Origin of the sequence: Dyella sp. (genome assembly GCF_051954575.1) — a bacterium.
Taxonomy (GTDB): domain Bacteria; phylum Pseudomonadota; class Gammaproteobacteria; order Xanthomonadales; family Rhodanobacteraceae; genus Dyella_B.
The window spans coordinates 1-22,153 of the sequence record NZ_JBQCHP010000133.1 but is presented as its reverse complement, the minus strand read 5'-3'; the positions used below and the strand labels follow the sequence as shown (position 1 = coordinate 22,153).

Sequence of the window (22,153 nt, the reverse complement as noted above, 5' to 3'; positions counted from 1 at the left end):
GAGCGAAGGAGTGTACTTCGGTAAACGACTTAAGCGATGAAGCGGAATGGCGGGCAAACTGACCCGGCCCTTCGGGTTGTCGTTGAGTGGGCGCCATGCGGCAGCGCGCGGCTTGCCTTGGCAGATAAGCCAAGGCTGCGCCACGCACTGCCACCTGCCAGCCACTCAACGACAACGCGGGCTACGCCAATCGTGTGAACAGGCCCTAGGCATAGCTGTTGTTTTCGGCATTGCTTTAATCGCCAGGTTGTTCCAATCACCTTAAAGGAGGAGCGTTTCATGGATCAGGACCTTGTTGCAGACCAATCGCGTGTGGCTGCGCTTTCCGCAGAAATTCCTACCCTGTACTGTCCATCTCCTATCCGTACCGACGAGCATCTAGCCAGCCATATCGACAATCTGCTGTTGGACTGGATCGGGCCGATCGGCATTTATCGTGGTGAGCATCGGATGCTGCGGGAATCAAGTTTTGGAAGGCTTGTGATGCTTTGCTATCCGGATGCCCATGATGCCGATCGCTTGCTCCTGGCTGCGCAATGCTTGGGGGCACTCTTCGCGGTGGACGATTACTATGGTGACGATATACATCGTGGGGCCGTCCCCACCTTGGTCGCTCCTCGCCTGTCGCTCGCCCTTGCTGCATTGGAACCCGCATATCTGGTCGAGCCTTATTCGACCGCGCTTGGCACGGCTTTGAATGCAGATCCGGTTTTGGTTGGATTGAACGCATATCTGCAACGAGTGCAGGCATTGGCCACGCCTTCGCAAGTTGCCAGGGTGCGCCACGAAATCATCGCGGTATTCGTGACCATGACCTCGGAAGCGGCATTCCGCATCTTGGGGTCGACTCAAGCGATCTATGAATACCTGGCGCAAAGACAAGTCAATAGTTTCATGCCCTGCCTGTCGTTGATCGATGTGGTAGGTGGCTATGAATTGCCGGCAAACATCTATGCGTCGCAAAAGGTGCGCCGCGCGTCCGTACTTGCCGCCAGCGCAACCAGCATCGTGAACGATCTCTACTCGTGCTCTAAAGAAAGCGTGGCCGAGATAGGAAATTTCAATTTGCCGCAGTTGCTGACAGCCGAACGCGGCTGTTCTCACAAGGAGGCCGTGGCGCTCAGCGCTGAAATGCATGATGCCCTGATGTGCGAATACGAGCACACCGAGCGAGAATTGCTGCAGAACGCCACTGTGGAACTCACGCGCTATCTAGGCGGGCTCAGAGCCTGGATGGCGGGAAACCTGGAATGGCATCGCACCAGCGGGCGCTATCGAGTGGAGCAGGCGTAGCCATCGGTTGGAACTTGCTGCCGAACCCGGCGCAAATCCGATCACTCCCGACCAGCCTTGCAATGGCAGGCATCAATGCGCAATGGCGTGCGCGTTCTGCGCAGACGCAACGGCCGCTGCGGCGTTCACCTGCAGCATGCCGTTGGAGGTTTTGCTGGTGCGTAGCAGGAGATCGCGCACGGCGTTCGCGTCCAAGTGCGGATCGGCGGCGAGCAGCAGGGCGACGATGCCGCTGACGTGGGCGGCGGCCATGGACGAGCCGGAGGTGAAGTCGTAGCCGCCGCCGGGCTGGGTGGTGAGGATATCGTTGCCGGGCGCGCTGAGCACGCCCGATGGCGCGGGGCCAGTGGCGCTGACGCGCACCACGATCACGCCGGGCGCGTTGTCCGGGAAGCCGCCCAGGTTTCCGTTCGGCGGCAGCGCGGCGACCACGATGCGGCCCTGGTTGAGCAATTGCCCCAGCAACTTATCCAGCAGCGGATCGGCGGGGCCGCCGAGGCTTAGGTTCACGATGCGCGCATCGGTATCGATGATGGCGGCCAGCGCCTTGGCCAGCGTGAACGAATTGCAGTGCGCGCCGGCGCTGCTGGCCGCATACCAGCAGGCCTTGTAGATGCTGAGCACGGCATCCGGCGCGATGCCGACGATGCCTTGGTGGTTGTTCGCATCCGCTGCGATTACGCCGGCTACTTCGGTGCCGTGATGATCGCGACCGAACGCCCTCGCATCGCCATCGACCATGTCGTGCGTATCGTGGATGCGCCCTTGCAGATCTGGATGGGTGAGGTCGGCGCCGGTGTCGACAACGGCGATATGCACGCCTTCGCCCTTGCTCAGGTTTTGCGCCAGCGCGGCATCGGTTTCGACGAAGCCGCGTTGCAGGTCGACGTACGGGTCGTTGTAGCGATGATCGTCTTTCGGCGGAAGGTTGGAATAGACCGAGTAATCCTGCAGCGGCTGCGCCAGCTTGACGCGATGGTCCTGCGCGAGGGTTTTCAGCAGCGCATCGCGATCCGTACCCGCAGGCGTTTCCACCACCACGCAATAGACGCCCAGCGCCTTGATCGGCCAGCCGGCCACTTCATGCAGGCTGTAATGCTGCTTCAGGTCGTTCAATTCGGATGCGGCGCGCTGGCCGGCGCCGTAATAGCCCGACGGAACATAGCCGATCAGGCTGGAGCCGGCATGCATCGCCGGCGGCTCGATCGGATTGTTCACAGCCAGCACGATGTCGCGCTGGCTATCCATGCTGGACGCGACCGGCGGGTCCTTGGCCGATGCGTGCGATGCGCCCAGGCACGCGAGGACGCTGGCGAGCGCGAACGCGCCATGTTTCATGACGCGCTTCATGGAGTGCCGGTCACCGGTTCGGCCAGGCGGACGCCGCGCGCGGCGCGCAGTTGCTGTACGGTGTCCTGGGTTTTCGGTGTGCTGGCGCTGGGGGCGACGGTGTAGGCGCCCACATCGTTCGGGCCGCCCACCACCTGCAACTGCAGCGAGTGCAACAGGGCGTTCCAGTCGGCCAGCGTCATGCCTGCGTCAGGCACCACGCGGATGGCGCCGGCCGTCGCGGGCGTCGACGGTTCCTGGCTGAGCGTGCGATACGCCGTGTTGCCGCCGCTCGACCACACCTTCAGGCCGAGTGCGCCGATGCCGATGGCCTGGATCAATACCGCCGCCGCCAAAGCGCGCATCAGCCATCCGCCCGATCGTGCGCGCAGCGGTTGCGGTTCCTGTTGCACGGGTGCATCCAGGCGGCCGAGCAGGCGTTGCAGACCCGCTTCCATGTCCACGTGCACATCCGAAGGCAGCGACATCGCCTGTTTCAGGCGGCTTTGCTGCGCGAACTCCGCGCGGCATGCCGCGCATTGCGCCAGGTGCTGCGTCAGCCATTCGCTTTGTTCCTGTGTGGCGCTTTGCTGCAGCACCCACGGCATCATTTCCCACGCGCGTGGGCAATCCTGGCTGGAATAGGTCGGTAGCATCGTCATGGCGCTTGCTCTTTCACGGTAAGTGAGCGTTCGGCGAGAGTCGGCAGTACGTTGCGCAATTTGACGCGCGCATGAAACAACCGTGCTTTCACCGTGCCCACTGGGCATTGCATGATGGTGGCGACATCGTCGAGGGTGTGGCCTTCGCCGTAGACCAGTTCCACCACCGCGCGCTGGTCGGCGGACAGGCGTTCGAGGCCTTTGCCCAGCCAGTCGCGCAATTCGCGGTCTTCCTCCGGATCGGTCGCCGGTACGCGGTCTTCCGGAATGTTGTCGTCGACCGGTTCGTCGCCGTGCTGCCGCAGCGCTTTCAGGCCGCAGCGATAGGCAATGCCCATGATCCAGGTGGACACGCGCGAGTCGCCGCGGAAATCGCCGGCTTTCTGCCAGGCGATCCAGAAGCAGTCGTTGATCACTTCCTCGATCACGTCCGCGCGCCGGGTCAGGCGCGACAGGAAGCGACACAGGCGGCCGTGGTAGCTGCGGTACAGCGTGGCCAGCGCGACGCGATCGCCCGCCGCCATGCGTTGCAGCAGCAGGCGATCGGTGGCGTCGGTGGATGATTCGGCGTCGTTCATGGGAGTCGATGGCGTCGGTGGACGGAGGATGCTCTGATCAGTTCCACGTAGGCGGCATCACCCTTCGGGCCGGTCCTGTCTGTTCGCATCTCTTCGGTCCATTGTCTCGACAGACGGCCAGTCTGTCTTCGCCACTGGCCCTGTGATCTGCGAACAGACAGGACCGGTGACGCCTGCGTGGAACTGATCAGATCATCCTTAGGTGCCATTTCGGCGCCAAAAGGTTGCCTTCGTGTTTAAAAAGCCCACGAGACCGTGCCGACCCAGGGCGCGGCGGCGGCGCCCTGGCGGCGGATGTCCGGGTCGGTGAAGACGCGGTCCAGCTCCACCCGCCACGGGCCGTAGCCCCAAGCCAGGCCGACATGGCCGTAGCCGTAGTATGAGCGCATCCGCGCGTGGCGGTAGACGTAACCGCCGTACGGGCCGTTGGGGACGTAGCTGCCGTAATCGACCGGACCGGTCAGCGGCTGGGCTACGCCCAGGCCGGCGGAAACGGCGAAATGCTGCGGCAGCGGCCAGTGCACGTCGACGTCCGCCGCGCCGCGTGGCGAATGGTCATCGCCATGGGTGAGCGTGATGGCGGAGAGGCCGAAACTCAGTACGTCCCGGTACATCCAGTTCACGCCGGTTTCGACCCGTTCGAACGGGCGGCTAGGGCCGTTGCCGGGATAACCGTAATAGACCACGCCGGCCTGCATGCGCCAGTCGCTGGTAAGCGGCCAGTAGTGCGCCACCTCGGCCATCGCTTCGGAGCCGTGCCCGACCGAACGCAGTTCGGTCGCTGCGGACATGCCCAGGATCCAGCCGGAGGCCGAGCTCCAGGTGACGTTGCCTTGCACGATCGGCGTATTCGGCGAAATGGCCAGGCCGCGATCGATCAGCTGGGAGCTCACTGCCACGGCGCCGCTGAGGGTGTCGGATTGGGCGAGGAGCGGTGTTGTGAACAGGATTGCCGGCAAGACGGCAAAAGGGATGCGCTTGAGTACGTAGAGGGGCGTCACTGTGCGAAGCTCCGCAATGCTTCTTCGCCCCGGCGAACGCCGGCGCCCAGTGTCTTTGGCGGTGTGCAGGTCGCTGGGTGATTCGCTTTGCTGACCCCTTCGGGGCCGTCCTTCGGACGTTCTCCGCGCTTCGCGCCGCGTCCGGCGTTCGCCGGGACGACCCATCTGTCCTTGGCGACCTTCCGCGCGAGCGGAGATGACAGCTTGTCGGGGCCAGGCCCGGAAAGAAAGGAGTACGGCATGACCGCCTTATAGACGATCGCTCCGGACAAGGGAATGTCATCACCGGCGGGAAGGTGTCATCAGTGAAGAGTGCCTAGGTAGCTAATGAGGTCGTCCAATTGCCTGGGATCGTTCAGGCCGTCGTACTTCATGCGGGTGCCCGGATTGGCCTGCTTGGCCGGTTGCGACAGGTACCAGTGCAGCTTGTCTTCGGTCCAGTTCCAATGCGCCTGCGTGAGGGCGTCGGTGTACTTGTAGTCGGGTGCGGTGCCGGCCGCACGCCCCACGATGCCGAACAGGCTGGGGCCTTTCTTGTTCTTGCCTTGCTTGGGGCTATGGCATTCGGCGCATTCGGATTTGAATACGTCCGCACCCGCGGACGCATCGCCGGCGTGGCTCAAGGGTGAGGCCAGCGTCCAGCCGAAAGCCAATGCTGCCATCGCCGTAACGCGCAGGGACCGGCGCAAAACTGATCGGATCACTCTCTGACTCCTGTTCGGGCTTGTTGGATAGTGCGAAAGCTGTTTACACGCCTCACCGTCATTCCGGCGAACGCCGGAATCCAGTCGAAACAATCCGTGCGAAGCACTCAAAAACGGTTTTGTGTCCTACGGACGCCGTATTTGAACTGGATTGACCAGCTTCGCTGTTGTGAAGCGCCTCGGCGTTCGCCGGAATGACGGTGAGGCAAGATCAAATCGCACGGATGCGAAGAAAAAAACTAGAACGCCACGCTCGCAAAAAGCAGAAACGCATTGAGATCCTTCGCGTTGGTTCCCGGCACACCAAACACATTGGTGCTGCTGCCGTTGAACTTGTTGAAGCGGAACCAGGTGGCGGCCAGGCGCAGGTTGGCGGTGGAGGTGAACGAATCGTCCTTGCCGAACGGCGTCCAGAACACGGTGAAGGAGTTGCTGCTGGTATCCGGTTCGCCATACGGCACGAAGCGCACCACGTCGTGCGTGCCGGTGCTGAGCAGGTGGGAAATGATCACGCCGTAGCTTTGCTTGAACGTGTAGGTGAGCGTGGCGGTCTGGTCGTGCACCACGCCGCGCGGCAGCGCGAGCAGGCCGGGTATCGGGCCGGCCGGCGTGGTCGCATAGCGGCGGCGCTCCATGATGTTCACGTAGGCAAGCTGGATGATGTGTTCGCGGTTGCCCAGGTATTGATACGTGACGTCATAGCCAAGATCGGTGACGTGCTCGCTCGGGCCGCTGCGCGGCAATTGGCGATCGGTAGTCAAGCCGACCAGGCCGGCCGAGAAGAACTGGCGCTTCAGATCCTTCATGTACGCAAAGCGCCCATACACGGTATTGCTGAGCTTGCCCGGGTCGCCGCCGAGCGAATAACCCAGGTCGTACTGCATCGAGGTCGGCAGCGAGCTGTAGGTGCCAAGCTCGCCATACCAGTTCTTGTCATACAGCGCGTACACGCTCGCGCCGACCACGCGATGGGCGAGCGTGTTGGAGCTGGACGGATTGAGCAAGGTGCCCGATACCGTGGGCGGGCCGTTCAAGGTGGACGCCGGCAGCGCATTGACCGGATCGTTGAAGCCGGGATTGTTGTTGACGCTGACGCCGACCAGCGCGTCCTTGCCGCCGAGCTTCATGTCCTTGGCAACGAAGCGCAGGTCCACGTCGCTCAACTGCGTGTTGAATTTGTCCTGCCCGTTGTTGTTGACCTGCACCTTGACGTAGCCGCCCACTTGGTCCGACACGCGCCCGGCCAGATAGATGTCCGCTTCGCTCAGCAGGTTGCTGCTTTTGCCGGTGGCCGGCACGGTGCGCCTGCCGGTGAGCTGCACGGCCGCGGGAATCTTCGTGCCCTGGCCATCCGTATCGGTATAGCCATTCATCTTGAAACGCATGCCGTACGGCGTAAGCCCCGGCCCATAAGCGCCGGCGTGGCAGTCCGCACACGCCGAACCGGTCTGGCGCGCGTAGGCGGGAACGGCTTGCGCGCCAGGGCTGGCGAACAAGGGAAGTACAGCCAGGCCGTACCACCAAAGCTGTTTCCCAGGTCGGCTCGTCGCGCGTCGGTGCAGAGAAGTGGACACAAGAATCTCCTTGGGTTTCAGTCGTGGGTGGTAGGCCGTGGTGCGCGACGGCTCGGCCACATCGCGCGCAGCACGTCGTCGCGCACGATGAAGTGATGCCAGAGCGCCGCGCCGGTATGCAGCAACACCAGCGCAAGCAGAGCCCACGCCGCATCGATGTGCCAGGCCTGCAAGGAATCGGCGAGATCTTCATCCGCGCCGACCAGCGCCGGCAGCGTCAAGCCGAACAAATGCACCGGACGATCCTGCGCATTGCTCAAGGCCCAGCCGAGCAAGGGCAGGGCGAGCAGCAGGCCGTATAAAGCGATGTGTGTGAGCGCGGCCACGATACGTATCGGCTTGGACATCCGGCCGACCGCGGCGAGCTTGCCGGTGCGGATGCGCACCACCACGCGGATGAAGAACAAGGCCAGCACGAACAGGCCGAAGTGGCGATGACCTTCCAGCAGCCACAGCTTGAGGTCGCGACCGCTGACCACTTCGTCCCTCAGCAAGATCAGGATCGCCGCCACGCATACGCACAGCACAGTCAGCCAGTGGAACAGCACGATGTTTCTTGGGCGCGCCGGTTTGCTCTCGATCGTTTGCGTTGACGTCATGCTTCCTATTCCCGAACCCCGGCCCGATGAAGCAGGCTTGATGCGCGTGAGTGCGCGGCGGGAAGCGAAAGGTTGCGTGAACCGACATCCCATCGAAATCTCCCCGTAGGGTGGGGGGGGGGGGGGGGCGCGCCCCCCCCCCACCCCACCCCCCCCCCCCCGGGTGGGGTGGGGTTGGGGGGGGGGGGCCCCCCCCCCCCCCCACCCTACGGGTGCACCTCGCAGAAGCGAACACAACCTTTTCCTGACAGCCTGGCACTCATTTCCGTCACGCATCCACGGATACCGACGGCCGGTTCACTCCATGCACATTCAACGAGTCCAGTTGCAGCAGCACGGCGACGATCGCGGCATGCTCATCGCCCTGGAAAAGGACCGCAACGTGGCCTTCGACATCCAGCGCGTGTACTACCTGTTCGCCACCAAGCACCAGGTGCATCGCGGCCAGCATGCGCACCGCAACTTGAACCAGTTGGCGGTGGCGGTGCGCGGTTCGGTCACGTTTCTGCTCGACGACGGTTCCGGGCCGGTGGAAGTGGTGCTGGACGATCCGTCGCAAGGCCTGCTGCTGGGGCGGATGGTTTGGCGTGAGATGTACGACTTCAGCGAAGACTGCGTGCTGATGGTGCTGGCCGACCAGTTGTACGACCCCACCGACTACATCACCGACTACGACGAATTCCTGCGCGAGGTAAAAAATCCCCTAGGAGACCTGGCCGCATGCCAAAACGGCTGAATCTTGCCAATGCGGAATGTCAACGCAGTTCGCCCGCGGGCGTGGGTAGCGCCGATATGGACATTCCCTTTCTTGATCTCAAAGGCATCAATGCCCGCTACGCCGACGAGCTGAAGGCTGCCGCCGCACGCGTGATCGACTCGGGCTGGTACATCCTCGGCCAGGAACTGGCCGCCTTCGAGCGGGAGTTCGCCGATTACTGTGGCGTGCGCCATGCGATCGGCGTGGGCAACGGGCTGGATGCGCTGTCGCTGATCCTGCGCGGCTACAAGGCGCTGGGCGCGCTGCATGATGGCGATGAAGTGATCGTGCCCGCCAACACCTTTATCGCCAGTTTCCTTGCCATCACCGAAAGCGGATTGGTGCCGGTGCCGGTGGAGCCCGATCCGGACAGCTTCAATCTCGATCCGTCACGCATGGCGGCGGCAATTGGCCCGCGCACGCGCGCGATCATGGCGGTGCATTTGTACGGCCAGCTGGCGGATATGGTGGCCTTGGGCAAGCTGGCCGAGCGTCATGGCTTGCTGTTGATCGAGGACGCCGCGCAGGCGCACGGTGCGCGCAGCGGCGAACGCAAGGCCGGCGCGTTCGGACACGCCGCGGGTTTCAGTTTTTTTCCCGCCAAGAACCTGGGTGCGCTGGGCGACGGCGGCGCGATCGTCACCAACGACAGCGTGCTGGCGGCGCGCGTGGCCGCGTTGCGTAACTATGGTTCGGAAGTGAAATACCAGCATCTCTACCAGGGCATCAATTCGCGCCTGGACGAGCTGCAGGCGGCATTGCTGCGCGTGAAGCTGCCGTATCTCGACAAGGACATCGCATGGCGACGCCAGGTGGCGAAGCGCTATCGCGAAGGCATCCGTCATCCGTTGATCCGCCTGCCTGAAGTGATCGACGAAGCGCGGCATGTCTGGCATCTGTTCGTGGTGCGCTGCGCGCAACGCGACGCCTTGCAGCGGCATCTGGCCGCGCACGGGGTGCACACGCAAGTGCATTATCCCGTGCCGCCGCATCGCCAGTTGGCTTATCCCGCACTGCATACGCTTCAGTTGCCGGTAACCGAACAGTTGCACCGGGAAGTGCTGAGCCTGCCGATCGGGCCGACGCTGCGCAGCGAGGACGTGGAGCGCGTCATCGCCGCATGCCAATCGTTCCAGGACGTGGCATGAGCATCGTGCGCGCCGGCTTCTATTCGAGTATCGCCACTGCGGCGCGTTTGCTGGCGGCGTTGGTGATCGTGAAGCTGGTAGCCTGGCTGGCCGGACCGGAAGGCGTGGGCAAGCTTGGGCAGTTCATGAGCCTGATGTCGTTGCTGGCGGTACTGGCCGGTGGCGGCATCAGCGCGGGCATCGTGAAATACGTGGCGGAATACCGTCACGACGCGCAAAAGCTTTCGCGTCTGCTGTCCGCGGCGCTTTGGTACGCATGCGTCGCTTCGGCCGTGATGGGTTGTGCTGCGCTGCTGATGAGTCGACCGCTTTCGCTATGGCTGCTGGGCGATGCGCGGTACGAAAACCTGATCCGCCTGCTGGCCGTCGCGCAGCTCGGCATTGCGCTGGCCAATTACATCCTGGCTGTGATCAACGGCTTTATGGATGTGCGCCGGCTGGCGTTTATCCAGGTGCTCGGCTCAACGCTGAGCGTGGTATTGGCGCTGGGCCTGTCGCGCTGGCTGCATTTGTACGGCGCGCTATTGGCACTGGTGGCGGGGCAACTGTTGTTGCTGGTGGTGGGCCTGCCGGCCTGGCGGCGCAGCCCGTATTTCCGGCGCGGCATGCTGCGCTTGCAGTTCGATCGCGAGATGAGCCTGAAGCTGGCGGCGTTCTCGATCATGACGCTCACCTCGGCGCTGCTGCTGCCGCTGATCAATATAGCGGTACGCAATCATCTGGCCCTGCAGTACGGCTGGGAGCAGGTGGGTTACTGGCAGGCGGTGAGCAAGGTGTCGGATGCCTACCTGCTGTTCCTTACCACGGCGATCAACATCTATTACCTGCCCAAGCTTGCCGCCACGCACGATCGCACCGCGTTGACGAGCGAGCTGCGCCATGCGTATCGCTATTTGATGCCCGCGGTGCTGGTGCTGGCGCTGCTGGTCTACGCCATGCGCGGCTGGGTGACGCGCCTGTTGTTCAGTGCGGACTTCGCTGCGGCCAATGTCTTGTACGCCCCGCAGCTGCTGGGCGACGTACTCAAGGTCGCCTCGTTCCTGCTGTCGTATCTGATGCTGGCCAAGGCGATGACGCGGCTGTTCGTGATTTCCGAATGCGTATTCGCGCTGAGCTACCTCGCGCTGGTCTACGTGTTTACCGCCTGGTTCGGCCTGGTCGGCGCGATGTACGCCTTTGTCGTGAATTACTTGTTCTATCTCGCGTTCAACCTGGTCGTTGCGCGACGTTACCTGGGGGCGCTATGACGACAGCAGCCAAAGTGATGCCCATGCATGCCGCGGCGCGGCCGCTGGTTTCGATCTTGATTCCGGCCTACAACCACGAACGTTTCGTGCAGCGCTGCCTGGACAGCGTGCTGGAAGATCCGTATCCGGCCAAGGAGATCGTGATCATCGACGACGGCTCCACCGATCGCACTGGCGAGAAGATTGAAGAATGGATCGCCGCGCAGGGCGATCTGTTGCGCGTGGAGTACGTGCAGCGCGAAAACCGCGGCATCAGCGCCACCTGGAACGAGCTGGCCGCACGGGCTCGCGGCGAATTCCTGCGCCTGTGCGCCAGCGACGACTATCTGCTGCCGGGCGGCCTGGAAGCACAGGTGCGTTATCTGCAGAAACATCCGGCCAAGCGCGCGGTGGTCGGCGATTCCGTCGTGGTGGACCAATACGGCAACAGGCTGCATGACAGCGGCATGCGTGACTTGCATCATGCCGACAAGCGTTTGTACGGCAGCGACGAGGGCATTCGCCGCGCGGTGATCAGCCAGTGGGCGATCGGCGGTCCGGTGGCGTTGCTGCACAAGAGCGCGCTGGAGATGGTCGGTCGCTGGACCGAAGGCTTGCGCATCGACGACTGGGATTTCTTCCTGCGCCTGGCCGCATGCGATGCGCTGGGTTTCATCGACCTGCACGTGGGTTCGTATCGCCTGCACGGCAGCAATGTGAGCAAGACGCGGCATACGGCCACGCGCATCGTCAATCTCACCGAATCCTGCCAGGTGGCGCGGCGCCGGGCGGAGCTGTTCGACGAGCCGCATCGCACGCTGCTCAAGGCGCAGGCGCATTACATCTGCGCGAAGATAGCTTTTCTGCAGAAACGCCTGTTCGCGCTGGCTTTCCATCTGCTGGTGTACGTGGCGCTGCTGGGTGTGTCCAAGCTGAGGCTGCCGCCGATCGGCGCGCTGCTGGAAAAGACATGAGCCGGCTGCTGCGCCTGCCGTCGATCTATCTGGTGCTGCCGATGCTGCTGGCGTGCGTGCTGGCGCTGTATAGCTTCGACATGCCGGATGCGTATCTGGAAGGCCTGGGGCTGCTGGCGCTCGCAGCGCTGGGCGTGCTGCTGATCGACCTGCCGTTCGGTACGCGCCTGCCGCCGCTTGCCAGCTTTCGCCATCATCGCTATGCCGGTACGCGCGAAGCCTTCGTCGCGTTGGCCTATGCCGTGGCGGTCGGCTTTTTCTGCCTGCTCGATCTTGCGTTGTTTCCGATACCCTTGCTCACCAATCCGTCTTCCTACGCCACGATGGAGGGCGGTCACGAGCATATCCGGCATATCTCGGACATGTGCTGGACCTTGCCGCCGATCGGCCTGCTGTGCGCGCGCGACCGCCGGCTGCGCTGGATGTTGGTCATGATCGGCCTGGTGTTTCCGGTGCTGGCGATCGACCGCAATCGCATCTTCGCTTCACTGTTCGCGCTGGCCATGGTGCTGCTGCTGCGCCGGGACGAGCACAAGCCCGTGCCATGGTTGCGCGTGATGTTGCTGGCAGTGCTGGGCGGTGCGGTGTTTTCGGTGCTGGGCATGTTGCGGTCGGGTTCGCTGGATACGGTCACCTTGCCGTTCAGCGAGGCCTACCGCGATGCATCGCAGGGCGTGAAATGGCTGCTGCTTTATATCGGCGCCGGCCCGTACAACTTCGGCGCGATCTACGCCAAGCACTACGTCAATGCGTCGTTCCTGCTCAGCCAGCTGGTGCCGGGCGCTGCCGTGGCGACGGGCGACACGGACATTCCGCTGGATGCGCCGAACATCAACGTGGGCACGGAATTCTTTCCGTTCCTGATGGCGTTTGGGCCGGCCGGCGCGGTGCTGTCGATGCTTGGGTTGTATGCCTTGCTGGCATGGAGCGTGCGGCGCCTGCGCGCATCGACGGGATTGTTTCCCTTGCTGATTTTCTTGCGTGTTGCGTACGTGTGCGTGATGTCCCCGTTCGCGCCGCAAGCCTATACCTGGACCAATGGCGGCTTTATCGCCGTGTGCCTGCTGCTGCAGGCGCTGGCCACCTGGCTGCCGAATCGCAACGCGCTACATCCACTTTCCGACGAGCACGACTATGCAACGAGATGAAATCTATTTGATCGATATGTGGCGCATCCTGCAACGCGAATGGCGCTGGTTCCTGGCCGTGTTGGTCGTGGTACTCGCAGCCGTCTTCGTTTTCCTGCGCGTGGCCAAGCCGCAATGGCAAGCCGATGCGTGGATCCAGATCGGGCAGGTCGGCGCGGCGCCAGCTGGGCAGGACCCCAAGGCCGAACCGCTGCAGCGCGTGCTGGAACGCCTGAAGCTGATTCCGTTCCAGAACCAGACCTTGCAGAGCATCGGCATCGGCGAGCGCACGGCCGAAGGTCGGCTTTACCGCCATAGCTTCAAGCTGGAGCCGCTGCCGTATGCCGGTCCGCTGATCAAGCTGAGCGTGCGCGCGCATTCGCCGGAATTGGCCAAAAAGCTGGCTGAAGCCACCGTCGAACAGCTGAAAACCGTCCATCACGACGCCGAGTCCATGCAGCTGAATTTTGCCCGCGCCCGCCTGGCCCAGGTGCAGGAGGATTTGCAGCAGGTGACGGCGGAACGGGATCACCTGCAACAGGTCGCCACCCAGACCAAAGATGGCTTCGCAGGCTTGCTGCTGACCAGCAAGAGCGACGAGATCCGCTCCCTGCAACAGGCGCGCAGCGATCTGGAAGCGCGCCTGAGCAGCACCTACACCTACGACACATCGTTGATGTGGCCGGTCTACGTGCCGGAGAACCCTACGTTTCCAAGTCCTGTGTTGACGTGGGGCTCAGGTGGCGTGCTGGGCTTGTTCCTGGGAACCCTGGCGGCGGTGTGGCGCAACGCGTTGCGGCGGCGTGCGGCGGTTGCTGCCGCGACGTCGCGGCTGGTCGCGGAGCTGTCGTAGGCTGGGATGAAATCCCAGCATCACGACGTAGATGCCAATGCTGGGATTTCATCCCAGCCTACGCGGAAGAATTCACTACATGAACGACCGGGCCACGATCCATCCACTCTCCGATGTACAAAGCCCTCATATCGGCGCGCGCACGCGGGTATGGCAATACGTGGTGGTCCTCGAGGGTGCGCGCATCGGCGAAGACGTCAACATCTGCTCCCACTGCTTTATCGAGAACGACGTGGAAGTCGGCAATCGCGTCACCATCAAATCCGGCGTGCAGCTATGGGATGGCCTGCGCATCGAGGACGACGTCTTTATTGGCCCGAACGCCACCTTCACCAACGACCCGTTCCCGCGCTCGCGCGTGCGTCCGGCCGCGTTCCTTGGGACGCGGATATGCAAGGGCGCGTCGATCGGCGCGAACGCCACCATTCTCCCCGGCATCACCATCGGGGAGGGCGCGATGGTCGGCGCGGGCGCCGTGGTGACCAAATCGGTGCCGCCGTTTGTGATCGTCGTGGGCTCGCCCGCGCGCATCGTGGGCCACGTCGACACGTAGGTTGGGGTGCAAACCCCAACATTGCCATTTCCATGCATCCGGATGTTGGGGTTTGCACCCCAACCTATGTATGGCCCTGGAACTGCGCGAGCAACGCCACGATCGCATCCAGCGTGCGGCTGGGACTCGGCTCGTCCTCCCCACGCACAAAGTTGTTCAACATGATGGCGAACGCCAGCCGTTCGCCTGCTGCCGTGGTCATGTAACCAACCAGGCAGCGCACGTTGTTCATGCTCCCGGTCTTGGCGTGGACGTTGTCCGCCGCTGCCGTGTTGCGCATGCGCCATTCCAGCGTTCCGTCCACACCTGCCGATGGCAGCGCGTCGCGCAGCTGCGCGCCGTAGGGCTGGCTGGCCAGGTAGCTCAGCAGATGCACCATCGCCTCGGGCGTGGACAGGTCCTGCCGCGACAAGCCGGCACCTTCCTCGATCTGTGTCGCGCCGGACGCGATGCCGATACGTTCCAGCAATTGCTTCAGCGCGCGCGTGCCCCAGGTTTCGCTGCTCAAAAAGCCGGGTGGCGGATCGCCCGCCTGCTCGGCATTTGCCTGTGCCTTGATGCCGGCGATCTGCAGCAGGTTCTGCAGGTAGAGGTTCTGCGAGCGCTTCAAGCCGCGCGCGAGAATCTCCATCACCGGCGGCGACAGCACCTGGGCAAGCACCACCGCCTTGTCGATGTCCGGCGTCGGCTCCGGCCAGTGCCGCACGCGCAGCGCGCCATGGACGCGCACGCCATGGCGTTCCAGCGCCTCGCGCAATTGCGCACCGGCATACCAGGCCGGATCGGCCATCGCCAGCTTGAACGTCAGTGTTTCCGCTTGCGCCGGGATGCTGCCGAAGGCGTACAAGGTCGGGTCGCCGGGTGCGCGATAGAGATTGACGTCGCTGCGTGTGCCTCGCGCTGCGGTGGTGAGATGGCTGTCCACGTGCGGCATGGCGCCGGTCGGATCGAACGTCAGTAGCGCCGCATGCCCAGGCACACCTGCCGGTCGTACCGTAAGAGCCACCACGTTTTCCTGCACGCTCAACGCGGACGCGGGCACGGCAAACCAGCTTTGCAGATCGCGCGCTTCCCAGCCGGCGCCCACTTGCGGCCCCTGGAAATAACTGTCGTCCGCGATCAGGTCGCCCTGCACCTCGTGCACACCGCTGGCGGCGAGTTGCCCGGCCAGCTGATCGGCCCAATCCACGTTGGTACCCGGCGTACCGAGCGAAGGATCGCCCATGCCGCGCAGGATCAGCGGCCCTTCCAGGTGGCCTTGGGCGACCGGGCGGGTGGCGAGCAATTGCGTGGGGATGCGGTAATCGGTACCGATCGTGTCGAGCACCAGCGCGGCGGTGTAGAGCTTGGCCGTGGACGCCGTTTGCAACAGGCGGCGCGCATCGTGCGCATACAGCGTGCGGCCGGTATCGAGCGACACTACGGCAATGCCCCAGCTGGCGGATGCGAATCGCGGATCATCGATCTGCGCATCGATGGCCGAGGCGAGTTGCTGCGTGGTCGCCATCGCCGGTGCACCGCCGGCCTGGACCGGCGCCACGGCGAACATGGCCAGCACGAGGCAAGCTGCGTTGATACGCAACGCAAAACGAAGGGAGGCGAGATTCATGCGTTCAAGTATTGCCCAAGCCCGGTCTTGCGCAACAGCTCACGCCATCCACGCGCGGCGTCGGCGAAGGCGCAGGCCGAACCAGGCCAGGCTCATACCGCGCACGGCCATGAAGGCAAGAAAGGTCAGCCACAAACCTTCATTGCCCAGGCCGCGCGTAAGCCATGCCAGCAATGCGAAGAACAGGACGGACATCAGCATGCCGTCGCGCATTTCGCGGGCGCGCGTGGCGCCGATGAACAGGCCATCGAGCAGGTAGCTCCACACGGCCACGATCGGCAGCGCGGTCAGCCATGGCAAATAGCGGTAGGCGGCGTTGCGCACTTCAGGCAGGTTGGTTTGCAGGTCGACGAACACATGGCCGGCGCTGCCGAAGAACAGCGCATAGGCAATGCTGCCGATCAGCGACCATCCTCCGGCGACCACCAAGGCGCGACGCAATGCGTGCGGATCGCGCGCGCCGATCGCATGTCCACACAGCGCTTCGACCGCATTGGCCAAACCGTCCAGGCCGAAGGCCGTCAGCATCAGGCCGTTGAGCAGCAGCGCGTTGGCGGCCACGGTCGCATCGCCGAGGCGCGCGCCCAGCAATGAAAGGCTGAAGAACACGCCTTCCAGCGCCAGCGTGCGCAGGAAGATGTCGCGGTTCACGCGCAACAACGGCAACCAATGCCGCCATCCGCGCAAGGCCTGCCAATCGACCCGCCCGTGCAGCGCGCGCACCGCTTGCAGCCCGCGCCACAGTCCGTAGAGCGCACCACACCATTCGCCGGCCACCGAAGCCAACGCGATGCCGGGCACACCCCAGCCAAAACCGGGCACGAACAATAGGTTCAAGATGATGTTCACCAGGTTGGTCACCAGTAGCAGCGCGAGCGTGGTGCGCGCACGCTGCGCGCCGATGAACCAGCCCGCCAGCGCATAGTTGAGCAGTGCCGCCGGCAGCCCGAACAGGCGCAGATGCAGGTAATCCAGTGCACGCCCGGCCATCATCGGCGTGGCGTGCATTTCGGCCACCAGCCACGGCAGCGCCGGCACCATCAGCAAACCCGCCAGCACACCGAGCACGGCGGCAAGCAGCAGCGCCTGTGTCTGCACGGTACGCAAGGCGAAGGCATCGTCCGCACCCATGGCCTGTGCGGCGAAGCCAGTAGTGCCCATGCGCAGAAAGCCCAGGCTCCACACCGGCAAGGCATACACCGCGCTACCCACGGTGACGGCCGCCAGATCCTGCGTATGCGGCAGATGACCGGCCACGGTGCTGTCCACCAGCGACACCAGCGGCACGGTAAGGTTGGAAAGAATCATCGGCGTGGCCAGCGCCCACACCTGCCGGTGCGTGGGACGGTGGCGCCAGGCTTCGAGCAGCGTTGTCATGGGGCATGGCGGGGAGGCAACCGATGCGCATTCTGGCACGTTTTGGGCCGCCGACAGGTGAGGTGATACCCTTGTACGCCCCATCGTCGGCGAAGGTCGGCGCTCATCCATAGACAGCGAGACCACCATGCAGATCGCCGATAACTCCGTTGCTACTTTCCATTACACGCTCACCGACGACAACGGCCAGGTGATCGACAGTTCCGAAGGCCGCGAGCCGCTGACCTATCTGCACGGCAGCGGCCAGATCGTGCCGGGCCTGGAAAAGGCGATGGTCGGCCGTGCCGTCGGCGACCAGTTCAAGGTCGAAGTGGCCCCGGCCGAAGGCTACGGCGTGCATCACGCCGAACTGGTGCAGCAGGTGCCGCGCGAGGCGTTCCAGGGTGTGGACGATATCCAGCCCGGCATGCAGTTCCAGGCGCATGGCCCGCAAGGCGCGGTGCATGTGACGGTCACCAAGGTCGACGGCCAGACCGTGCACATCGACGGCAATCATCCGCTGGCCGGCCAGACCCTGCATTTCGACATCCAGGTGACCGACGTGCGCGACGCCAGCGCTGAAGAGCTGACGCACGGACACGTGCACGGCCCGGGTGGTCATCACCATTGAGCGATACCCCAGACCCGTCGTATGACGGGTCTGGATACAGGGGAACACCATCATGCAGGGACGCTTGCGTATCGCAATTGTCGGCTACGGTACGGCCGGCCAAGCGGCAGCCTTGATGCTGCATGCCCAAGGACACGCACTCACCGTATTTGAGCAGGCTCCAGCGCTGGGGCCTGTCGGCGCAGGTTTTCTGCTGCAACCGACGGGCCTGGGCGTGCTTGCGCGCTGGGGCTTGCACGAAGCGGCCTTGGAACACGGGCAGCGCATCGATCGTCTCCACGGCTGCAATCAGCGTGGACGTACCGTCATGGACATGCGCTACGCCAACCATGCCGAGCACTGTTTCGGCCTTGGCATGACGCGCGGCAGCCTTTTTACGGTGCTGCGCGACGCCTATCCCGATGCATCGGCCATCACCACCCATACCCGCATTGAACGTATTGCAGACGATGGCCGCTGTCTGATCGACAGCCAGGGTGGCCGCTACGGTCCGTTCGACCTGATCATTGCGGCCGATGGCGCCCATTCGTGCCTGCGCCGCGCTGCGCCGGCACTGGTGCGGCGCGAGGCGATGTATCGATGGGGCGCATTGTGGTGCCTGGTTCCGGCAGGCGACTGGCCTTATCCGGATCAATTGAGGCAGCGCTATGCGGGCACGCGCGAGATGATCGGCCTGCTGCCGGTAGGGCGGCAGGTGGGGCGCAAAGGACGCTGGCTGACGTTTTATTTCAGCACGTTGGGTGATCAGCTGGACGCGTTCGATGCACAAGGGCTTGCCCGCATGCACGAGCGGGCTGCGGCGATCTGGCCGGAAGCTGCGGCGTTGCTGGCAACGATCCAATCGCCGCAGCAAATGAACCGTGCGCGTTACCGCGACGTCGTCATGCGCAAACCTGCCTTCGGCAGCGTTGTGTTCCTGGGCGATGCCGCGCATGCGATGAGTCCGCAGCTCGGGCAGGGCGTAAACATGGCGCTGCTCGATGCTCAGGCATTGGCCGATGCGCTGGCTGCCTGCAACGAGGTGGCCGATGCGTTGCACATGTATCAACGCCATCGCCGCGCGCATCTGGCGGTCTACCAGCGCCTGAGCCGATGGTTGACCCCGTTGTTTCAATCGGAACGGGATCGGTTGGCGCGGATACGGGATCTCGGCTTCGGGCCGCTTGGCCGAATGCCGCTGGCGAGCGGTCAAATGCTGAAAATACTCACCGGCACCAAGCAAGCATGGTGGCGCTGAGCGGACCGGTTCGCTCAATACCAATCCAGTAACGACACCCCAACGCCCAGATACGTGGCGTTGTGGTTGTAGTCGAGGATGTTTTCGCCGTAGCCCTTGAACAGCTCCATATAGCCGCGGAAGTTGCCGGCCAGCGGGAAGGTCCAGGTCAGGCGTGCTGCGCCGTGCTGATGGCTGCCGCCGCGCAGGGAGTCGCGCAGCATCAGGGTGAACTCCTGTCCACGCCATTCATGGATGATCTGTACGTCCGCGCGGCCGATGTAATTGCTGATGTCCGGATTGTTGTCGTCCTTGTCGCTTTCCGGAATGCGCCACCACGGACGGAACATGATCGTCCAGTTCGCGCGCTCGAAGCCGACCTGCGCCATCACGCGGTTCCAGCTGCGCGAAAGCGGATCGGACTGCCCGTTGGACTGATGATTGAGTCCGATGCTGAGCAGCCTGCCGTTCCAGCCGAACAGCTGGTAATCGGTGTTGAACACCAGCATCGCTTCGGGCTGGTAGTCCGTCTCGCGGAAGGGGCGCGAGTGCTTGGCGTTGTAGACCTGCCAGTAGGAATCCTGGGTGTAGCCCACCCACAGGTCGCCGGTGTCGCCGAACACACCTTGCCAGATCTTGGTTTTCAGGCTGAGCTGGAACTTGCCTTCGACGTTCTGCATGCCCAGCGGCGTGCTCACCGCGTTGAGCGGGTTGGGGCTGTAGGGCAGGTTGTTGCGACGTGTGGTGCCGAAGAACGGCATCACGTAGATCGGTTGATAGCCGCGCAGATTGAACGTGCCCAACTTGCTGTCCGGCGAGAGCTCCCAGCGGCTGTCCAGCAGCGAAAGCGGCGGTGCTGCGTTGCCGGTCGCGCTGGCGACCTCGTTTTCGCGATGAAAGGATGCGGCTTCGGGCTTGCTCGGCGCGGTGCGTTTGCGCGCCGTCGGCATCTGCGTACGCCCGCTGGCACGGTCGTAGCAGGCGAGCCGTTGCGCGTCGCTCTCGATGCCGGTGCAGGCCTTGATGTCGGCAGGGTCGGTATGTTGGGCATGCAGGGGCGCGAGAGCCAGGCAGGCGCCGATCCCAAGCAGCAGGTGACTGATCCGATAGTTCATGGAAGTTCCCTCCCCATGCGCCGGTCCGGGCGCGACCGCGCCAAGTCTATCCTTACCAGGCATGCGTACAAAAAATCCGGCCATCGAAGGATGGCCGGCGTGACGCATGACGCAAAGCTAGTATCCGCTCACTTGAGGTCTTTCAGCCAACGCTCGTATTGCGCCTTGTAAATGCGGTTTCCATTATGCGATACGTACAGGAAATCGTTGGCCAGCGGCGGATAGGCATCGGCACCGCCCTTGGTGATGTACTTCTTGCCGTTCGCCAATTGTTCGAACGACGGAGGCGATCCGGTCGCGGGGGCAGGCGGCACCGACGACTTGACCACGAGCTGGCCTTGCGAGGTGTTGTACGTTGCGCTACTGCCGGGCGTGCCCGAGGACGAAGACGCAGCGGGCGATGCCGAGTTGGTGGGACTGGTCGACGGTTGAGACTGCGTCGACGGTTGAGCTGAAGGTTGAGGCGCCGCCTGGGGCGCGGGTTGCGACGATGGCATCGACTGCTGCGATTGGGAAGGCATCGGCTGGTTTTGCGCCTGGGCCCATGCAGACCCTGCCAGAAGCAGGCCCATGCCGAGGAAGGAAACTACGACGGGGATACGCTGTTTCATTGTGATGGCTCCATGCAACGCTTGAATGAGCTCGCCGCCGTTGATGCGGCACGTCGGCTCGCCAAGCTCGATAGGCACGTTAGCAATGCAGCTGTAAATATCAGCAGAATACGCATGTGACCATTAAGTGAAGGTGTCTTCTTTTGAGCGAACTCTCACACGGCGGAAAAGCTCTAACGCTCTCTCAGGCGCGCGCGTTGCAACTGGCAGCGCAAGGATTGCTGCAGGCACCGCGCCGTCGCGCACGACGTGAGGACCTGATCGCCGCCATCCAGCGCATGCGTCTGCTGCAGATCGACAGCATCCATGTTGTGGCGCGCAGTCCTTACTTAGTACTGTACGCCCGCCTCGGCGATTACCCGCAAGTGTGGCTGGAGGAAGCGCTGGAGTCCGGACGCATCGCCGAATGCTGGGCGCACGAAGCGTGCTTCGTTACTGCGGCGGATATCGGTCTGCATCGCGCATGGCGTGCGCAAGTGGAAAGCAATCACTGGGCAGACAAGCATGCCGCGCGCATGCGCGATGCCAACCTCAAGGACATGCACGCCTTGCTCGAACGCGTGCGCACGTCCGGCCCAGTGCGCGCTTCGGATTTCGAGCGTGCGGACCGCGGTGTGTCCGGCTGGTGGGAGTGGAAACCGGAAAAGCGCTGGCTGGAAGCATGGTTCGCGTCCGGCGAATTGATGGTGACGCGCCGCGAACGCTTCCAACGTGTCTACGACCTGGCCGAACGCGTGCTGGTCAAGCTCGACCCGCCGCTGGATGCGTCGCTGTCGGACTGGCCACTTCAGGCGATTCGGCGGCGTTTCATTCTCGACAGCGTACGCGCGCTCGGCATTACGCAGGCGCGCTGGATCGCCGATTATTTCCGCCTGAAACCGGCGGTGGACGAACGCGAGCTGGCGCCGTTGGTGGCGTCCGGCGACCTGCTGCGCGTGCAAGTGGCCGGTTGGGACAGCGCTGCCTACGTGCATAGCGAGCATGTGGCATGGCTGGACAGTGCCCGCCAAGGCCGCCTGCGCGCCACGCATACCGCGCTGCTTTCGCCATTCGATCCGCTGGTGTGGGACCGGGCGCGCGTGCGCGCGATGTTCGATTTCGACTACACCATCGAGTGCTACGTGCCGGCGGCCAAGCGGCGCTACGGTTATTACGTGCTGCCAATCCTGTATCGCGGGCGCCTGATCGGACGCCTCGACGCCAAGGCGCATCGCGCCGAAGGCGTGTTCGAGGTCAA

At 63.6% G+C, this 22,153-nt stretch carries 21 protein-coding genes and 1 pseudogene; 11 read left to right on the top strand and 11 right to left on the bottom strand.

All coding sequences use genetic code 11. From position 1 onward, the window contains the following. Positions 1 to 279 precede the first annotated feature (279 nt). Positions 280 to 1,293: a terpene synthase family protein gene (locus tag ACTHNE_RS17055; protein WP_324939903.1), complete on the top strand. Its 1,014-nt coding sequence runs from the start codon at positions 280 to 282 to the stop codon at positions 1,291 to 1,293. Positions 1,294 to 1,365: 72 nt separating this feature from the next. On the opposite strand, the gene ACTHNE_RS17050 is transcribed toward ACTHNE_RS17055, so the two are convergent. The 7 genes from ACTHNE_RS17050 to ACTHNE_RS17020 all read right to left on the bottom strand — a co-directional run bounded on the left by ACTHNE_RS17050 (position 1,366) and on the right by ACTHNE_RS17020 (position 7,692). Beyond that, complete coding sequence (locus tag ACTHNE_RS17050; protein WP_414649713.1) at positions 1,366 to 2,643, bottom strand: S8 family serine peptidase; 1,278 nt, start codon at positions 2,641 to 2,643, stop codon at positions 1,366 to 1,368. Further along, the gene (locus ACTHNE_RS17045) at positions 2,640 to 3,284 is read right to left on the bottom strand and encodes an anti-sigma factor family protein (RefSeq protein WP_324939908.1); all 645 of its coding nucleotides are present in this window, start codon (positions 3,282 to 3,284) and stop codon (positions 2,640 to 2,642) included. The genes ACTHNE_RS17050 and ACTHNE_RS17045 overlap by 4 nt, the downstream gene beginning before the upstream one ends. Further along, positions 3,281 to 3,862, bottom strand: a complete 582-nt coding sequence (locus ACTHNE_RS17040) for an RNA polymerase sigma factor (protein ID WP_324939911.1) — start codon at positions 3,860 to 3,862, stop codon at positions 3,281 to 3,283. Before ACTHNE_RS17040 ends, ACTHNE_RS17045 begins: the two co-directional genes overlap by 4 nt. A gap of 236 nt (positions 3,863 to 4,098) precedes the next feature. Beyond that, entirely contained in the window at positions 4,099 to 4,863 is a 765-nt protein-coding gene (locus tag ACTHNE_RS17035; protein ID WP_324939914.1) for a TorF family putative porin, read from the bottom strand. 302 nt (positions 4,864 to 5,165) lie between these two features. Then, positions 5,166 to 5,525, bottom strand: a complete 360-nt coding sequence (locus tag ACTHNE_RS17030; protein ID WP_324939917.1) for a c-type cytochrome — start codon at positions 5,523 to 5,525, stop codon at positions 5,166 to 5,168. 281 nt (positions 5,526 to 5,806) lie between these two features. Then, complete coding sequence (locus ACTHNE_RS17025) at positions 5,807 to 7,141, bottom strand: cytochrome C (protein WP_440269869.1); 1,335 nt, start codon at positions 7,139 to 7,141, stop codon at positions 5,807 to 5,809. A 17-nt stretch (positions 7,142 to 7,158) separates the two neighbouring features. Further along, the gene (locus tag ACTHNE_RS17020) at positions 7,159 to 7,692 is read right to left on the bottom strand and encodes a cytochrome b (protein WP_414649756.1); all 534 of its coding nucleotides are present in this window, start codon (positions 7,690 to 7,692) and stop codon (positions 7,159 to 7,161) included. Positions 7,693 to 8,044: 352 nt separating this feature from the next. Between ACTHNE_RS17020 and ACTHNE_RS17015 the strand changes: the two genes are divergently transcribed. The 7 genes and pseudogenes from ACTHNE_RS17015 to ACTHNE_RS16985 form a co-directional block, all read left to right on the top strand. Then, positions 8,045 to 8,476, top strand: a complete 432-nt coding sequence (locus tag ACTHNE_RS17015) for a sugar 3,4-ketoisomerase (protein ID WP_440269868.1) — start codon at positions 8,045 to 8,047, stop codon at positions 8,474 to 8,476. A 56-nt stretch (positions 8,477 to 8,532) separates the two neighbouring features. After that, the gene (locus ACTHNE_RS17010; protein WP_440269870.1) at positions 8,533 to 9,645 is read left to right on the top strand and encodes a DegT/DnrJ/EryC1/StrS family aminotransferase; all 1,113 of its coding nucleotides are present in this window, start codon (positions 8,533 to 8,535) and stop codon (positions 9,643 to 9,645) included. Continuing rightward, positions 9,642 to 10,892, top strand: coding sequence for an O-antigen translocase (locus tag ACTHNE_RS17005; protein WP_440269867.1), 1,251 nt, complete (start codon positions 9,642 to 9,644; stop codon positions 10,890 to 10,892). The genes ACTHNE_RS17010 and ACTHNE_RS17005 overlap by 4 nt, the downstream gene beginning before the upstream one ends. Further along, positions 10,889 to 11,845 (top strand): glycosyltransferase family 2 protein, encoded by a 957-nt coding sequence (locus tag ACTHNE_RS17000; RefSeq protein WP_324944304.1) that lies wholly within the window; start codon positions 10,889 to 10,891, stop codon positions 11,843 to 11,845. The genes ACTHNE_RS17005 and ACTHNE_RS17000 overlap by 4 nt, the downstream gene beginning before the upstream one ends. Then, complete coding sequence (locus ACTHNE_RS16995) at positions 11,842 to 12,993, top strand: hypothetical protein (protein WP_440269866.1); 1,152 nt, start codon at positions 11,842 to 11,844, stop codon at positions 12,991 to 12,993. The genes ACTHNE_RS17000 and ACTHNE_RS16995 overlap by 4 nt, the downstream gene beginning before the upstream one ends. After that, positions 12,980 to 13,825, top strand: coding sequence for a Wzz/FepE/Etk N-terminal domain-containing protein (locus tag ACTHNE_RS16990; RefSeq protein WP_440269865.1), 846 nt, complete (start codon positions 12,980 to 12,982; stop codon positions 13,823 to 13,825). The genes ACTHNE_RS16995 and ACTHNE_RS16990 overlap by 14 nt, the downstream gene beginning before the upstream one ends. Positions 13,826 to 13,904: 79 nt before the next feature. Beyond that, positions 13,905 to 14,369 (top strand): annotated as a pseudogene (locus ACTHNE_RS16985) (acyltransferase); the annotation flags it as partial. Positions 14,370 to 14,442: 73 nt separating this feature from the next. On the opposite strand, the gene dacB reads toward ACTHNE_RS16985, so the two are convergent. Continuing rightward, positions 14,443 to 15,987, bottom strand: coding sequence for a D-alanyl-D-alanine carboxypeptidase/D-alanyl-D-alanine endopeptidase (dacB, locus tag ACTHNE_RS16980; RefSeq protein ID WP_440269864.1), 1,545 nt, complete (start codon positions 15,985 to 15,987; stop codon positions 14,443 to 14,445). A 39-nt stretch (positions 15,988 to 16,026) separates the two neighbouring features. Then, the gene (locus ACTHNE_RS16975) at positions 16,027 to 17,364 is read right to left on the bottom strand and encodes an MATE family efflux transporter (protein WP_440269863.1); all 1,338 of its coding nucleotides are present in this window, start codon (positions 17,362 to 17,364) and stop codon (positions 16,027 to 16,029) included. Positions 17,365 to 17,491: 127 nt separating this feature from the next. Here ACTHNE_RS16975 and ACTHNE_RS16970 point away from each other — a divergent pair, with 127 nt between their 5' ends. Then, complete coding sequence (locus tag ACTHNE_RS16970; RefSeq protein ID WP_440269862.1) at positions 17,492 to 17,974, top strand: FKBP-type peptidyl-prolyl cis-trans isomerase; 483 nt, start codon at positions 17,492 to 17,494, stop codon at positions 17,972 to 17,974. A gap of 52 nt (positions 17,975 to 18,026) precedes the next feature. After that, a complete protein-coding gene (locus tag ACTHNE_RS16965; RefSeq protein ID WP_440269861.1) occupies positions 18,027 to 19,211 on the top strand; it encodes an FAD-dependent oxidoreductase in 1,185 nt (394 codons plus the stop codon). 14 nt (positions 19,212 to 19,225) lie between these two features. Here ACTHNE_RS16965 and ACTHNE_RS16960 read toward each other — a convergent pair whose 3' ends face one another. Together ACTHNE_RS16960 and ACTHNE_RS16955 are read right to left on the bottom strand one after the other, a co-directional pair. Beyond that, complete coding sequence (locus tag ACTHNE_RS16960) at positions 19,226 to 20,305, bottom strand: phospholipase A (protein WP_324945872.1); 1,080 nt, start codon at positions 20,303 to 20,305, stop codon at positions 19,226 to 19,228. A 128-nt stretch (positions 20,306 to 20,433) separates the two neighbouring features. Continuing rightward, positions 20,434 to 20,916 carry a hypothetical protein gene (locus ACTHNE_RS16955; protein WP_324945869.1) on the bottom strand — a complete coding sequence of 161 codons (483 nt, stop codon included), beginning with the start codon at positions 20,914 to 20,916 and terminating at the stop codon, positions 20,434 to 20,436. A gap of 143 nt (positions 20,917 to 21,059) precedes the next feature. Here ACTHNE_RS16955 and ACTHNE_RS16950 point away from each other — a divergent pair. Beyond that, positions 21,060 to 22,153, top strand: a 1,094-nt coding sequence (locus tag ACTHNE_RS16950; protein WP_440269860.1) for a winged helix-turn-helix domain-containing protein, incomplete at its 3' end; no start/stop codon positions are given.

Excerpts from the sequence above, each read along its gene's own strand:
- ACTHNE_RS17040 (WP_324939911.1), bottom strand. The coding sequence starts at position 3,862 with ATGAACGACGCCGAATCATCCACCGACGCCACCGATCGCCTGCTGCTG.
- ACTHNE_RS16955 (WP_324945869.1), bottom strand. The coding sequence starts at position 20,916 with ATGAAACAGCGTATCCCCGTCGTAGTTTCCTTCCTCGGCATGGGCCTG.
- ACTHNE_RS16975 (WP_440269863.1), bottom strand. The coding sequence starts at position 17,364 with ATGACAACGCTGCTCGAAGCCTGGCGCCACCGTCCCACGCACCGGCAG.
- ACTHNE_RS17050 (WP_414649713.1), bottom strand. The coding sequence starts at position 2,643 with ATGAAGCGCGTCATGAAACATGGCGCGTTCGCGCTCGCCAGCGTCCTC.
- ACTHNE_RS17000 (WP_324944304.1), top strand. The coding sequence starts at position 10,889 with ATGACGACAGCAGCCAAAGTGATGCCCATGCATGCCGCGGCGCGGCCG.
- ACTHNE_RS17045 (WP_324939908.1), bottom strand. The coding sequence starts at position 3,284 with ATGACGATGCTACCGACCTATTCCAGCCAGGATTGCCCACGCGCGTGG.
- dacB (WP_440269864.1), bottom strand. The coding sequence starts at position 15,987 with ATGAATCTCGCCTCCCTTCGTTTTGCGTTGCGTATCAACGCAGCTTGC.
- ACTHNE_RS17005 (WP_440269867.1), top strand. The coding sequence starts at position 9,642 with ATGAGCATCGTGCGCGCCGGCTTCTATTCGAGTATCGCCACTGCGGCG.
- ACTHNE_RS16970 (WP_440269862.1), top strand. The coding sequence starts at position 17,492 with ATGCAGATCGCCGATAACTCCGTTGCTACTTTCCATTACACGCTCACC.
- ACTHNE_RS17015 (WP_440269868.1), top strand. The coding sequence starts at position 8,045 with ATGCACATTCAACGAGTCCAGTTGCAGCAGCACGGCGACGATCGCGGC.
- ACTHNE_RS17010 (WP_440269870.1), top strand. The coding sequence starts at position 8,533 with ATGGACATTCCCTTTCTTGATCTCAAAGGCATCAATGCCCGCTACGCC.
- ACTHNE_RS16995 (WP_440269866.1), top strand. The coding sequence starts at position 11,842 with ATGAGCCGGCTGCTGCGCCTGCCGTCGATCTATCTGGTGCTGCCGATG.
- ACTHNE_RS17055 (WP_324939903.1), top strand. The coding sequence starts at position 280 with ATGGATCAGGACCTTGTTGCAGACCAATCGCGTGTGGCTGCGCTTTCC.
- ACTHNE_RS16990 (WP_440269865.1), top strand. The coding sequence starts at position 12,980 with ATGCAACGAGATGAAATCTATTTGATCGATATGTGGCGCATCCTGCAA.
- ACTHNE_RS17030 (WP_324939917.1), bottom strand. The coding sequence starts at position 5,525 with ATGGCAGCATTGGCTTTCGGCTGGACGCTGGCCTCACCCTTGAGCCAC.
- ACTHNE_RS16965 (WP_440269861.1), top strand. The coding sequence starts at position 18,027 with ATGCAGGGACGCTTGCGTATCGCAATTGTCGGCTACGGTACGGCCGGC.
- ACTHNE_RS16960 (WP_324945872.1), bottom strand. The coding sequence starts at position 20,305 with ATGAACTATCGGATCAGTCACCTGCTGCTTGGGATCGGCGCCTGCCTG.